The 13,943-nt window shown below is 41.9% G+C and carries 10 protein-coding genes and 1 tRNA gene; 5 read left to right on the top strand and 6 right to left on the bottom strand.

What is annotated here, in order from left to right:
- Positions 1 to 99 precede the first annotated feature (99 nt).
- Positions 100 to 3,288, top strand: a complete 3,189-nt coding sequence (locus tag Q1B04_RS05905) for a TonB-dependent receptor (RefSeq protein WP_299756754.1) — start codon at positions 100 to 102, stop codon at positions 3,286 to 3,288.
- Between the two features lie 81 nt (positions 3,289 to 3,369).
- Here Q1B04_RS05905 and Q1B04_RS05900 read toward each other — a convergent pair whose 3' ends face one another.
- Together Q1B04_RS05900 and Q1B04_RS05895 are read right to left on the bottom strand one after the other, a co-directional pair.
- Positions 3,370 to 4,509 carry a hypothetical protein gene (locus tag Q1B04_RS05900; protein WP_299756751.1) on the bottom strand — a complete coding sequence of 380 codons (1,140 nt, stop codon included), beginning with the start codon at positions 4,507 to 4,509 and terminating at the stop codon, positions 3,370 to 3,372.
- A gap of 20 nt (positions 4,510 to 4,529) precedes the next feature.
- Positions 4,530 to 7,079 carry a carboxypeptidase-like regulatory domain-containing protein gene (locus Q1B04_RS05895; protein WP_299756749.1) on the bottom strand — a complete coding sequence of 850 codons (2,550 nt, stop codon included), beginning with the start codon at positions 7,077 to 7,079 and terminating at the stop codon, positions 4,530 to 4,532.
- A 384-nt stretch (positions 7,080 to 7,463) separates the two neighbouring features.
- On the opposite strand from Q1B04_RS05895, the gene Q1B04_RS05890 reads away from it, so the two are divergent.
- The 4 genes from Q1B04_RS05890 to Q1B04_RS05875 all read left to right on the top strand — a co-directional run bounded on the left by Q1B04_RS05890 (position 7,464) and on the right by Q1B04_RS05875 (position 10,212).
- Positions 7,464 to 7,537: transfer RNA gene (locus Q1B04_RS05890), tRNA-Ala, on the top strand.
- 253 nt (positions 7,538 to 7,790) lie between these two features.
- Positions 7,791 to 9,164: a hypothetical protein gene (locus tag Q1B04_RS05885; protein ID WP_299756747.1), complete on the top strand. Its 1,374-nt coding sequence runs from the start codon at positions 7,791 to 7,793 to the stop codon at positions 9,162 to 9,164.
- Entirely contained in the window at positions 9,154 to 9,507 is a 354-nt protein-coding gene (locus Q1B04_RS05880; protein ID WP_299756744.1) for a hypothetical protein, read from the top strand. Before Q1B04_RS05885 ends, Q1B04_RS05880 begins: the two co-directional genes overlap by 11 nt.
- 6 nt (positions 9,508 to 9,513) lie before the next feature.
- Positions 9,514 to 10,212, top strand: coding sequence for a hypothetical protein (locus Q1B04_RS05875; RefSeq protein ID WP_299756741.1), 699 nt, complete (start codon positions 9,514 to 9,516; stop codon positions 10,210 to 10,212).
- A gap of 41 nt (positions 10,213 to 10,253) precedes the next feature.
- Here Q1B04_RS05875 and Q1B04_RS05870 read toward each other — a convergent pair whose 3' ends face one another.
- The 4 genes from Q1B04_RS05870 to Q1B04_RS05855 form a co-directional block, all read right to left on the bottom strand.
- On the bottom strand, positions 10,254 to 10,613 hold the full coding sequence (locus tag Q1B04_RS05870; RefSeq protein WP_299756738.1) for a hypothetical protein: 360 nt from the start codon (positions 10,611 to 10,613) through the stop codon (positions 10,254 to 10,256).
- A 153-nt stretch (positions 10,614 to 10,766) separates the two neighbouring features.
- Complete coding sequence (locus Q1B04_RS05865) at positions 10,767 to 11,447, bottom strand: winged helix-turn-helix domain-containing protein (RefSeq protein ID WP_299756736.1); 681 nt, start codon at positions 11,445 to 11,447, stop codon at positions 10,767 to 10,769.
- Positions 11,448 to 11,458: 11 nt separating this feature from the next.
- Complete coding sequence (locus tag Q1B04_RS05860; protein ID WP_299756734.1) at positions 11,459 to 12,472, bottom strand: BT4734/BF3469 family protein; 1,014 nt, start codon at positions 12,470 to 12,472, stop codon at positions 11,459 to 11,461.
- Between the two features lie 11 nt (positions 12,473 to 12,483).
- The gene (locus Q1B04_RS05855) at positions 12,484 to 13,818 is read right to left on the bottom strand and encodes a YfjI family protein (RefSeq protein WP_299756732.1); all 1,335 of its coding nucleotides are present in this window, start codon (positions 13,816 to 13,818) and stop codon (positions 12,484 to 12,486) included.
- Positions 13,819 to 13,943 lie beyond the last annotated feature (125 nt).

Genomic DNA, 13,943 nt, shown 5'->3' with positions numbered 1-13,943 from the left:
TATTATCATTTTATACAATAAAATAACATTACAAAAAGTATAAATCTCGTACTTAAAAACTAAAAGAATCCATTGTTATTCAATTAGTTATTAAGCATTATGAGACTTTTCTACAGATTACTACTTTTTGGATGTTACTGTTTACTTCCTGTACAGCTATTGTGGGCGCAAGGCACTACCACATCTGCCATGAACGGCGTGGTGCAGGACCAGAGCGGCACATCTTTGCCCGGTGCAACAGTAATTGCCGTTCATAATCCTACCAACACGCAATATATAGGCAATACCAACTCAGAGGGTCGCTATAATTTCCAGAATATGCGCGTGGGCGGGCCTTACACCGTCCGGACTTCCTATGTGGGGTATCAGGAGCAGGTGGTAGAGAACATTAACCTGGCTCTTGGCCAAAATTTCAGGCTGGACCTGACTCTGAACGAAAGCACCACCACGCTTGGAGAGGTACAGGTAACCGCAGCGCAAGACAAGGTAATTAACTCAGAAAGAACAGGCGCCGCCACAAACGTTTCTACGGAGCAGATAGAGTCCCTGCCAACCATCTCCAGAGGCTTAGAAGATTTTACGCGGTTAACGCCGCAGGCTTCTACGGCAGGTACAGACGGGATTTCATTTGCCGGCCAGAACAACCGATTTAACAACTTCTCGATTGATGGCACAGTCAATAATGATGTGTTTGGCCTCTCTGCCACCGGCACCAACGGCGGCCAAACAGGTGTGCAGCCTATTTCGCTGGATGCAATAGAAGCGATTCAGGTGGTGATTGCTCCATTTGACGTGCGCCAGAGCGGTTTTACAGGTGGCGGTATTAATGCCATTACCAGAAGCGGCTCAAATAAATTCAGCGGCTCAGCCTACTATTTCTGGAACAATGAAAACCTGGTAGGCAAAAGCCCTGACGATGAAAGGACTCGACTGCCGGATTATTCTGACTACCAAGTGGGTTTTAGAGTTGGAGGGCCGATTATCAAAGACAAATTATTCTTTTTTGTAAACGGCGAGAAAACTAACCGAACGCAACCGCTGCTGTTTGAGCCAGGCACTCCTACTTCTAACATCACTGTAGAAGAAGCGCAAAGGGTATCAGAAGCAGCAAACCGGCTTGGGTACGACCCGGGCAGTTTTAGAAGTATAGAAGACGAGACAAAAAGCGACAAAGTTTTTGCCCGCCTGGACTGGAACATTACCAACAACCACCAGCTTACGCTCCGCCACAGCTATGTATATGGCGAAAACCGCGACAACAGCCGCAACCCCAATGCGCTTCGCTTCGCTAACAATGCCGAGTATTTCCCGAGCACAACCAACTCCAGCGTATTGCAAGTAAGAAGCCAGTTTGGAGGCGATTATGCCAACGAGTTTATCTTTGGCTACACACGCGTGCGCGACGACCGTGATATTATCGGAGACCCTTTCCCTAACGTTACGCTCAGGTTATCCGGCGGCAGAACTATTTCTTTGGGCAGTGAGCCGTTTTCGGTACAGAACCAGCTGGACCAGGATGTATTTACTATCACAGACAACTTCAACATCTTTAAAGGCAAACATACAATCACATTAGGCACGCATAACGAGTTTTATAAAACGTTTAACCTGTTTATCCGCCAGGAATTCGGCGCATATGAGTATAACTCCATCGAAGCATTTGAGGCTATCGGCACAGAAGATGAAGAAGCTCCCTCGGCTTTTTTCAGAAACTACTCCCGTACCGATGTGCGCCAGCAGGGTGCAGAGTTTACGGCTTACCAGCTAGGATTTTACGCGCAGGATGAATACGCTGCACTCAATAACTTAAAATTCACTTTAGGTTTGCGGCTGGATATTCCAACATTTAACGATGACCCCGCCGTTAACGAAGAGTTTAACGAAGCCTTTGCAGACCGCGGGCTGGCTACAGATAAAACACCCGGATCGCAGTTTATGCTGTCGCCAAGGCTGGGGGTAAACTGGGATGTGTTTGATGATGGCAATACGCAGGTGCGAGGTGGTGCCGGCATATTTACAGGCCGTGTGCCATTCGTATGGATTGCGAACCAATACACCAATACCGGTCAACTGCTTGGCAGCCTTTCGCTCACTACCGGTAACCCTACCTTGGAGCAGGTGAGGTTTAACCCAGACCCCGCCGACCAGCCAACAGCCTCAACTTTTGGTTTGTCAGACAGAACGGCCGAGATAAACATAACAGACCCAGACTTTAAATTCCCGCAGCTTTTCCGGGTGAACGCTGCCGTAGACCAAAGGTTGCCCGGTGACTATATTGCCACCCTGGAAGGTTTATACTCCAAAAACCTTAACAACATCTACTACCAAAACCTGAACCTGGAGCAAACGGGCACGCTGAACGGAGCTGATGATCGTCCGGTTTTCGGGAGAATACCAGGTAACAGCTTTCAGGATATCATTTACTTAACCAACACCGACGATGGCTACGCCTACAGTGTTACCGGTCAGGTACAGAAGACCTACGAGATCGGGCTGTCTGGTTCGGTTGCTTATACTTACTCCCGGGCCAAAGATGTAAACCCGGGCAACTCCAGCCAGGCCCGCTCTAACTGGATAAACGTGAACCAGGTAAACGGCCTTAACAATACTGATGTAGCCTTTGCCGATAACGACATCAGATCCAGAGTAGTGGCCGGACTTACTTACCAGGTCAATTACTTCGATTTTGCCTCAACTACTTTAGCTTTATTTTACAACGGGCAGTCCGGTTTGCCGCTTTCCTACATTTATAACGGTGACGTGAACAATGATGCCGGCCGAACCAACGACCTGATCTATGTGCCACGTGATGCTTCGGAAATCAATCTTGTACCGATAACCGATCGCTCCGGAGCAGTAGTACCTGGTTCTCTGACGCCGCAGGAGCAGTGGGAGGCGCTTGATGCATTCATATCCGGCAACGATTACCTAAGCGACAGAAGAGGCCAGTATGCAGAACGCAACGCTGACCGCCTGCCCTGGACAAACCAGGTAGACATCAGGCTTACGCAGGAGTTTAAGCTAAATCAGGCAGACAATGCGCACAGGCTCCAGATTACTTTTGATGTGTTCAACTTCACTAATCTGCTAAATAAGGACTGGGGCAGACAGTATACAGCCAACTTCAATGCTTTTCAGTTAATAGATTTTATAGGTTATGAATCCGGCACTACTACCCCACAGTTCAACTATACCGGCCGAGGCCTTACAGACGGCGACCCATACTTTGTAAATGACTTTGCATCCAGGTGGAGAGGCCAGTTAGGGATAAGGTATATTTTTAACTAAACTTATACTTCAAAATAGGTTTAAAAGCAAAACGCCTCCCGGTTTGTACCGGGAGGCGTTTTATAAGTATGATTAATTGTACTAGTCAGCCAGTTCGTACTTGCCAGCTGAGTTCAACTTAATCTTGATGCTTGTAGAGCTAGTTCCACCTGCGTAGATTACATAAGTGATGCTGAACTTCTGGTCTACTTTAGCGTTAGGGTAGTACTTCTTCATTAAAGCACCCATCGCTTTCACAATATTCTCAGTGCTCCAAAGAGCAACATCAAAGTTGCGGTATCTGGCTAAGCTCGCAGTTGCTGCTGCATCGGCAACACCTTCCTGCTGAGCGATCCAATTATAGTCATCAGTTACTAAAGTATATCTGATAGACAGATCTGGCACCCAAATACCTTTTTGCTTCGAGAAATTCAAGGTAGCTTCTTCAGTAACACTGTCCTTAAGAGCTGTCCAGCTTGTACCGTCAAAAGCCATAGCTGTAACACGCTGAGTAGTAGTTCTGCTAGTGCTGCTGTAATAGGCATAGCTCACATACTGCACATCTCCAGGCTTAGCACCAAGCACACTCTCTCTCAGAAACTTATCCAGGTAAAGATCAAGGTTGGCTCCGTCAGATGAAGAGAAAGAGTATTTAGTGTGGTCTACAGCTTCGTAGTTGGCATTTGTCACTACATATGTATCAACCCACTCTCCATTTACAAAGAAGAAATGGTCAGTTACTTCCTGTGTAGACGGGCTTGCTGATCCGCTATACCAGTTAAAAGTAAGCTTAACCAGTTGCTTATCTGCTGCATTTGGATACTTGTAGTTAAGGAGTGCAACAATGTCGTCCGGGCTATCGAAGTTTTTGTATTTGATAGCTCCCTGAGCGATTAATGCATTGTAATCCTCTTCCGTTACTGTATACGTTACTTCATTAGAAACAAACGTGTTAGAGAAAGGTGTAGTAACAGAGTTATACGTAATAGTAGCTAAGGTACCATTATCCAGGTGTGGGAACTTGTTATCCAGGATTGCTGGAATTTTAGCAGCCGCATCCTCCTCAGACAAGAAGTAAGATTTATTAGTTACTACTTTATACTGATCCGCATTCAGTGTAAGGGTCATTTTAAGGTCAGACCCTGTATTTACTGCATCCAGCTCATCGTAAACATCGTCCATTGGATCACAGGCAGTAGCCGTTAGAGCCAATGAGCAGATTAGATATAAAAACTTTTTCATCTATCTTGATAAGTTAATTCTTAGAAGTTAATTTTTAAACCTGTTGTCCAAGTTCTGCCAACACCATAGAACACGTAAGAGTTAGCGGCAGTGCTTAGGCCAGACTCACGGTCAAATGTAGCTGAGGCATCAGATACATACTCAGTGTCGAATACGTTGTTTACATTGGCAAACAGTGACGTGTTGATGCCTGCGATCTTGAACTTAAACGATGCGTTGAGGTCAAGCAGTGAGTAGCTAGGTACTTCCCATACTTCTCTGTCTGGTGCAGTCAGTGTAGTTGGGTCGAAGTAAGCGTACAGGTCAGTGTAGTAGTTGTAATCAGCTCCGATCTTCAGCTCTTCTGTCAGGTTGTAGCTAAGGCCAAAAGCAGCCGTAGTCTGGGCAGCGTCACCAACTTTCACATCTTTCATGTAGATTGGTCCGATAGTACGAGAAGCAGTACGGTCTTCGCTGAATACTGTGATAGCATCCAGGTTGCTCTGCCACGTCCAGTCGCCAACAGATAGCATACCAGTCAGGTTCAGCTTGTTAGTTGGGCGGTAAGTAAAATCAAATTCTACACCTTGGTGCAGGGCGTCTACACCGAGCAGGTTAGCAAAGTATACTTCGCCGGTTGCTGGTACGCTGTAACCTCTTGTAAAAGATCTGTCGTTCCAAGATGTTCTGTACAGGTTAACGTTTGCAGAGAACATAGAGCTTCTGTAACCGTAGCCTAACTCGTAGCTCAGGATTTTCTCGTTCTCAGCGTCATCGTTTACAATGTTCTGGTTGTTCAGGAACACAGCGTTGAAGAAAGGTGCTTTCTCAAAGTAACCGATGTTAGCGAACACGTTGTGGTTCTCGTTCAGGTTATAGTTGGCACCGCCTTTAGCCTGGTAACCGAAGAAGTTCTGGAAATCAGTTTCCTGGTTTCCTTCCTCATACTGGAAGTAATCAATACGCTTGTAAGAAGTGTTAGAAGCCGCCAGGGAAATAAACGCAGACAGTGGGCCATCTGAGTACTCACCCTGAAGGAAACCACCTTCCCAAAGTACAATGCCATCGTTGTTGTAGCTGATCTTGTCCCCTACCTGAGCTTTGTTATTCGGGTTATTCACGTCTGTATTGTCCAGCACATACTGAGCGCCAAGCAGGTCAGTTACTTCTGTAAAGTGTCTGCCTTCGTAGTGACGCAGGTCAATACCACCTAACAGGTTAATTTTATCGTTCAGGCTCTTCTGGTAAGTAGATAGCATACCTACCCAAGTATGGTCGTTTCTTGAAGCTCTCAGGAAAGACAGCGCACGGCCATCAGTAGAGTTTACGTTAGCGTCAACGGCTGCATCAAGGTCGTAAGGAGAGTATTTGTCGCCGGTTCTTGTGAATGTGCCTGTGTAAGCACCACCGCCACCTGTACCGATAGAAGCGTAAACTGCAGTTGACAGGAATGAAGTCTCATCAATTGTCCAGTAGTGGTTCAGGGAGAACTGTGGTTTGTGGTAGAAGTTATCTTCTACGTTAACTACTTCACCGTCTTTCACACCCCAGTCAGAGTTCCATCTTCTGCCTTGCGGAGCATTTCTGAAATCCTCGATAGAAGCGCGGTTCTGACGCTGGCCGTGCCACTGTGGAGCACCAAAACCAGTTAAAGAGATTGTGTGTTTATCGTTGATCAGCTTAGAAGCATTGAAGAAGTAGTTGTAAGCTTCAAACTCAAGACCTTCAGCCCAGCCATTACCTTCTGTTTTAGAGGCAGCTACCGAGAAAGCCCAGCCATTCTCATCAAGGCCAGTAGAGTAAGAGATACCAGTCTTCAGATAACCGTTGTTACCAAAGCCCTGGAAAATGCTTCCGCCTTTAGTAGCGTCTGTTGTTTTTGTGATGATGTTGATTGTACCACCAATAGAAGGTACGGCAACTTTAGAAGCGCCAAGGCCTCTTTGTACCTGCATAGACTTGGTAACATCTGTTAAACCAGCCCAGTTAGACCAGTACACGTTACCATTTTCCATGTCGTTTACCGGCACACCGTTAATCATTACGGCAACGTTTACAGAGCTAAATCCACGAAGGTTAATTCTGGAGTCACCGAAACCACCACCCTGCTTTGTAGCATATACACCTGGCGTAGATTTCAGCAGTTCCGGAAATTCCTGGTTAGAAGCCTTCTCTGTGATAATTTCGCTTGTGATAGTAGACATCGCAACTGGAGTCTCTCTGTCGATAGCGTAGCTGTTAGCAGTAATTAAAACCTCATTGATAGAAGTTACGTTAGACTCCATTAGGATAGCGCCCAAGTTTTTAGAGCCATTCAGTCCGGCAATAGATACTTCTTTCTGCAGGTAACCTACGTAGTTTACCAGTAAAGCAGTAGCATTAGGGTCAGTTACCTGTATAGAGAAAGAACCGTCCAAAGAGGTTGGTGCTGCTTTCTCCGTACCTTTAACAATGACTGTTGCTCCTGGCAAAGGCTCTTTAGTTGTGGCATCCACAACCTTACCTGTAACGGTACCTTGAGCAAACAAGTCTGTAGACGTTAAACCGGTTAGTAAAACCAGTAAAACAAGACTTAGTAAATTGTACTTCATCTTTTAGTTGTTATAAAATTGGTTGGTTGATTAATTCGGGTGCGAAATTACAACCGTAATCCGGTAATTTTCAACTAAAAAGATTAAAAAAATGTAAAAGGTAAGTTATTAAATTTACATAAGCATAACATTGAAATATCAGAACAACTTTGCATTTAGCAGATTTCTGATTATTTACAAATTCTGTTTCTCATCCCTCCTATTTTATCCCATTCCAACGTTTTTTTTAAAGGTTCAGTCTGCCGTAAGTGCCTATCATTTTCTACTGAGGCAGTATGGAGCCTTCTGTCATTGATAATAAGTTACAAGAGCTATTATTTCTTATATTTTTATACTTGATATTTTGCATCTAAAAAATTTCTGCTATTTTTGCATCCACAATTCGGGGGATTAGCTCAGCTGGCTAGAGCGCTTGCATGGCATGCAAGAGGTCATCGGTTCGACTCCGATATTCTCCACACTGATAATCAAGCCCTTACGCTATAAACGTAAGGGCTTTTTTATTAGGGGGTCACACAAAAGTACACACAACTACCCCTATTCTTTTGAAATTCTATTAGAAAAACTAAATAGTATAAGTTCTATTATAGACTCATTTGATATTTGCTTTTCATAATTCTAGTTCTATTATGACCCTTATTTAAGGATGGTTAAATTTTAATGGGTAAAATTAGATAACTGAAATACCCAGGCACTAGGATACACTCTAATATGAAGAAAAGGCATAACAAAATTATGCATTGTAATGGCATTAAAAGGCATGCTTTACATCTAAAGAGAAAACATAGAACTTATAACTATGACAAAATATCTCAGGAGTCTGAACAAGCAAATAAGGAGAGAACGAAGTTATGCAGGGCTATCAGCAAAGGAACAAGGGATACATATCTTTATGATTTTGGCTTCTACGATGAACTGCTGATTGAGCCGGAAATAATAATTCCTGAAGACTTTAGATTCATTGAGAACTATAGCATTGTAAATAAATTCCTTAAAATAATTTATTCTTCATTAAGATCTGATTTGAATGAGATAATAATTTCATTCAAATATTGTGATAACATTTCCTTACCATCAGTACTGATTCTTAAGTCATTAATTGAAGGATTCAGAACCGAGTTTAGGAGGTTGTACAGTGGCAAATATGGCGGGTTAATTGTGCAACCTACTATTAAATTTGAACCATCTAAAAGCCGTTATGTCAATCAACTGTTAAATGCTGCTGATTTTCATAAGATGGGGATAAGTGAGACTGACCCATTAATGAAGCCTAAGTTGCGTTTCCCTTTTCGCCATGGAGCGGCTAACCGTATATCGTATACTGAAAACACTAAAAGCAAGATCAGTGATGAAATGTTAAGGTTTTTAGCAGAGTCGTTGGGGAGAAAGGGTGTCGGACTTACTTATACCAGTTCGAATAAGCTCAGTAGAATGATAGGTGAAATATTGACTAATGCTGAGGATCATAGTATAGGAAAGGACTGGTATGTGATGGGTACTCTTCATGAAGATGGGCATGGAGGAACAGATGATATAGGTGTATTTGATTTTGCTATTCTTAATTATGGTGATTCAATTTCTAAAGGCATAGAAAAAACTAGTGATTCTAACTCAGCACAAGTCGCACAATTAGAATCACTTTACTCTACCATATTAAAAATCAACCCCAAGGAGAAAAGAGAAAGATTCAATAAATCGAATTTATTTACTTTATTTGCGCTTCAAGAAGGAGTTAGCAGGCTAAAGTATTTAAGTGAGAGCAGAGGTACTGGTACTGTGAACTTTATAAATGCGTTTATGTATCTTGGGAGCTATGTAGACGTTAAGAATAATCATGATCCAAGTTTAATCATTGTATCTGGAGATACAATGATTAAATGTGATAACGAGTTTAAACCATTTGAGCGTGAAGGTGCTACTGTACTTACTCTAAACAAAGAACAAGATTTAAGAGTATTACCATCAGATAGGCATTTAAAAAAGCTACGAACCTCTTTCCCAGGTACATTGTTATCAGTAAGAATATACTTAAGCTCAAAGCATTTTGAGCAAATTTTAAAAGAAAATGAAAGCCGTGGAAATTAACCTAGTAAATTATAGAGGCCATGACAGCTACAGCTTTACTGGTCGCTCTGAAGGGGAACATACGCGAAAAAAGATAGGATTAGATAAATTAGACATCAATCCTAATCATGTTATTGTTAGAATTCCTGGTGACACTACTTCTATTAACCCTTCATTCTTTTTAGGGCTATTCTATGAAAGCATTAAAAAATTAGAGTTAGATAGATTTAAAAAGAAGTATGAATTCTCAGTTGATACTGATGATAAAGAAATGAAAACGATCTTGATGGGGAATATTGCTGAAGCTATACAATACGCTAGCAATTTTGCTAACAAAAAGTCAGGAATTAGTTCATTCATCTAACGGAACTTGAAAGATACTTTATTACTAAAAGAATTTCTTAAAGACAGCCTTTATGAAAGAGAGGCTGTCTTTTTTATTCATAAAGAAGCCCCTAAGGAATTATCAAAAGTTGAAAAAGGCTTTTTTGACATAGTACCTTTAGCCTCCTTTCTAGTTATAATTATCTTCTTTTTTGACAGAACAATTGCCTATTTTGTTGGTAAACATGCTGGGAGGAGAACTTGGTACATGGATGTTATTATCAAGCCGAACATATCTAAAATAGATACTCTTTTCAATTCAATTATTGAAAAGGTGATCAATACCAAAAATGAATTAGATAAGTTAAATGAGAATCAACGAACTGAAGCAATCAAAGTAGTTCAAATAGCTAGCAAAGAAATAAGAGAGCTATTCTCAAAATTCAGGCATGATTTCATTTATTTAATCAGGGCACAAGATCCTGAACTTGAGAACGAATTGTTGAGGAAATTAGAAGAGACCGATGACATTGCCAGTCAAGGGCTAAGCAAGCAAAATATTAATGAGATTAATATTGAAGCCATAACAAGTGATATTTTGGAATCAAAAATTCAATTTTATGTAGCTCTGTACGCAAAAATTAGATTCAAAAGTATATTTAGTTCTTTCTATGATTCGTTTAGAAGAAATGCAAAAAAAATAAACATATTTGTTACGAAACCTGGAAATGATATTTATTTATGAATAGACTTAGCTAATTTAAAAAAGTTGACTAGTACCAGCTGTTAAACTCTCACCAAAAGAATATTATCAAGATAGTAACCAAATTCATTTTCATAAGCCTTACAAGCTGACTCTAAGGAATCCATAGCTTCCAATCCATTACGGCTTTCTGGGTCAAGATAATTCGTATAACCGAAACCAACGTAGCTGCCTACGGTAGGGGCTGCACTAACCCAAAGTTTAGCCTGGTAGGGTTTAACTCTTCTTGTTGGGCCTTCATACACAAACTCAATAGGCTTGCCCTGCATTACCTGCCTTATAATCTTCTTCTTTGGGTATAAATCATCTGATGCAATACCTCCAATCATAAATAGTCTGGAGGTATTGCTTTGCAGGTATTCCCTTAGTTTTAACTTATCCATTCAACCAATTTAATTGATTAAAACTTTAACCTATACGTAATATAACCTTATTGAAGGGAACAAAAAAAGCCGCCCCGTATGGAGTGGCTTTTTTTATGTGTTACTGTCTTTCAACCTATCACACGCGCGCGTATGATGTCCGCAAACTCAGTATCAGGTAAGTTTATGTGCCGCTTGTGGTAAAGCAGTTTTAAGTATCTCCTCTAAATCATTTAGCTGTTCAGGGCTAAGTTGCTGCAATGCCTCCTGACTTAATACAGTACCGTTAATTTGTATGTAGTTGTTTTGGGTCTGTATTAGCGTGTTGCCGTTCTGTTTTGGTGTTGCAGGTGTCATCATAGTCAGGAAAAGCTTAGCCGCTGAAACATCTCCATTAACAGCATACTTAAAAACTCTTGCGAGTACCTTATCAGTCATAAACCTAAATTGCTCTAACTGTTCCAAATAGATTGGATGGGTGGCGTATTCCTTTAGGTGCTTGTGTACCGTTTGGCGGCTTAACCCTGTTTTCGTTGCTATTTCTGTTTTTGATGGCATACGCCCGTAATCCTGCATTAGTGTAGATATGGCGTATGTTATCTGATTATGATTACTCTCCCAATTATGGCTTTTAGAGTCCTTAGACATAATAGGCTCAATCTTCTTAAAGAACTTATCACGGTTTCTATCTGTCAGGCTGTTAAATTCTTCAGTAACCCGTTCCTCAAATGCGCTTCGCTCATCTTTTGTAAGAATCTCCAAATCATCGTAAGTGATGGAATCTAAAGCCAATAACTTATCTATTTTGGCTTGTGTATCTGTAAACTTCTGTAAACTATTCTTAGTCGATTTCATACCGTTTAAACTTAGTTGTTGGACTCTGTAAGTAATTCCTTATAGTTAATACCATGTGCAGCACAACGGCTTAAAAAAGTAGCTATTGAAGCCATACCGTTACATCTTTGCAAGCATCTATCATATTGCCTGTCGGTTTCGCTGTGGCTGTACTTTGGGTGGTACTGGCTTACCTGATGGAAATAACCCCGCCCGCTTTCGCCAAACGTACTGGCAAAGTTGCTGCCTATGGGTAACCAGTCCTGATGGTAAGATGTGGTAAGATCTATAGCCTGCCTTATGATCTCACTAATGCAGGCTTCAACCTTCGCCTGGTCATCTGTCGGGTTGGCTGTTGCTGTGGCCTTGTACTCCTGTTTGGGAGCTTTATACCTGCCTCGTAATGGCTTAGCCCAATGGTTAAAGTATGGGTTAGGGTCGTGACTGTAAAACCGTGCGCTGGCTATGTTACGGGGGGCTGTGTCAAGCTTCAAACCCATTGCGGCAACTTCTCTATTTAGGTACTCAAAATGCTCGCTGTGATGAGTTGATTCATAAATACTTACTAAACCCCATAAACCCCGCCCGCTAACGCTAAGCCCGCAATACGCCACGTATGGCAGCATTGATAACATTTCCTTTGCTGCGTCAAGATCTGTTAGGTGTGGGTTATCATTTTCATCAATATCAAACTGTATTAATCCGCTGTGGCTTTTATAACTCGCTTCATTGCGGTAAGGAAATATACCTGATGGGGTAATTACCGGCAATAACCGCTTTTTTAAGATGCTGCGCTCCATAGCACACTCTTCAGCTCTGATGGCCTGCACTTCTTTGGCGTACTTATCAGATGTTAGCCACGTTAGCAAATTTACTGTTACCATACCGCTTGGTGTGAAACATCTTTTAAAACAAGATACCTGTACATTTAAAACACTTTCCATAATACTTATCAGTCGATTTTTTACAGATTTTGCAGGTATGATACTATTGATATAATTGATATTATCATGTGCTGAAAGTGTCAGAAGTATCGATAATATCATACCCTGCACTTTTAGAATTTCTTTGAGTATTGCCCGTGCTTCTCTTTAGTGAATAAGTCAGACCGTTGCAGGAATCGCTTAAAAGTAACTTCTGGCATGCCCTTACTAAAAGCAATGGTTACCCCCTCTTTCGTGTGGAAAGTGTCTGGCAATAGGTCGTATATTCTACTCTGTTTAGCAGTTAGCCTATCATAAGGAGTACTGGTTAGTATGCCATGTACATTTAGACCTGTTTGCCTGAAGTACTCCATAAGAAGTATAGCACGTTCTACTGTTTCGGCCTCTATGTGTTCCCTTGCGCTGTCGCCTGTGGTATAACTCAACATCTGGAGTATTAGCGATAAACGTATCAGGTATACTTCTAACTTGGTATAAAACCCTGCAATACTTTCCGCTTCAGCCTCGTTTATCAAATCTGTATTAACCCTCATCCACTTATTTAAGACTGCTTTAGCCTGCTTTGTGAACTTCAATACATGAGGCTGGGGCTTGCCTTCATCATCTGTCATCAATGGCAGATCAAGCAAATTAGATAAGTAAGTATACCAACGCTGTGTAACCTCCTGCGGTAACTCCAAATCGTTTGGATAGGGCTTTTTCAGGTCTTGCGGCATTGCGAAAAGTATTCTGTCTATAAAACCGTTCTGGCTGCGGCTGTCTTTGGCTAAATCGCTTAGTATGCCGTTTTGTATCGTGCCGCAAACTGAAACATAAGGCGTATCAATTCTAATCGGATTATCTCCTTTCCTATCAATGATGATAGTTTTACCGCTCCAGTTACTAAGCCAGAATTGTTCCTCGCTGCCTTTGTTGTACCTGTCGAAATTCTTAAACCAACTGGCTAATTCATCTGCAAATACACCTAAGCCACGCAAGTTCTGAGAATGTACTTTTATTAGTGCCTCTGGGGTAAAGTCCTGTACAATGTGTTTAAACAGAGCAGGTTTGGCGGGTTCTTCAAATATGCCCTGCTCTTTGCGCTGCTTACTAGATAAACTAGCTGCCTGCCTGAACTTCTCATACTCCTGTTGGTACTGTTGGTACGCTTTGCTATCACGTTCAAATACAGGTGTAAGTGCCCAGCTTAACGGGTGGCTTTTATTCGTACCTGGCCTACCTACAAGCGTAATGTAAATTGCTGCGCTTTCCTGCCAATCTGTTTTCACCTGTACTTTGTGCGTATTGCCTATAGCTACTGATGCTGCGTATAACATACCCGCTCCTATAAAGTCAATAGGGAATTGTAATCGCTCGTTAAGCAAATAGATGATGTCTTGTATATCCTGCGGAAAAGCATGCACCGGAAAACTATTTCCGGTGCTGCATGTAAGATCATTTCTATCCATCGCTAAAACAGGCTAAGTTGAGAAGACGATTTAGGTGCTTTGGCCGGATCTGTGGTAAGATAATATGCTTTAAATCCGGTATACTTGCAGGTAGAACGCACTACCTCCCAAAGGCGGCCTGCCCT

The organism is uncultured Pontibacter sp., from assembly GCF_947495565.1.
In the GTDB taxonomy this organism is placed as follows: Bacteria; Bacteroidota; Bacteroidia; order Cytophagales; family Hymenobacteraceae; genus Pontibacter.
This window is presented reverse-complemented; position numbering and strand designations above follow the sequence as displayed.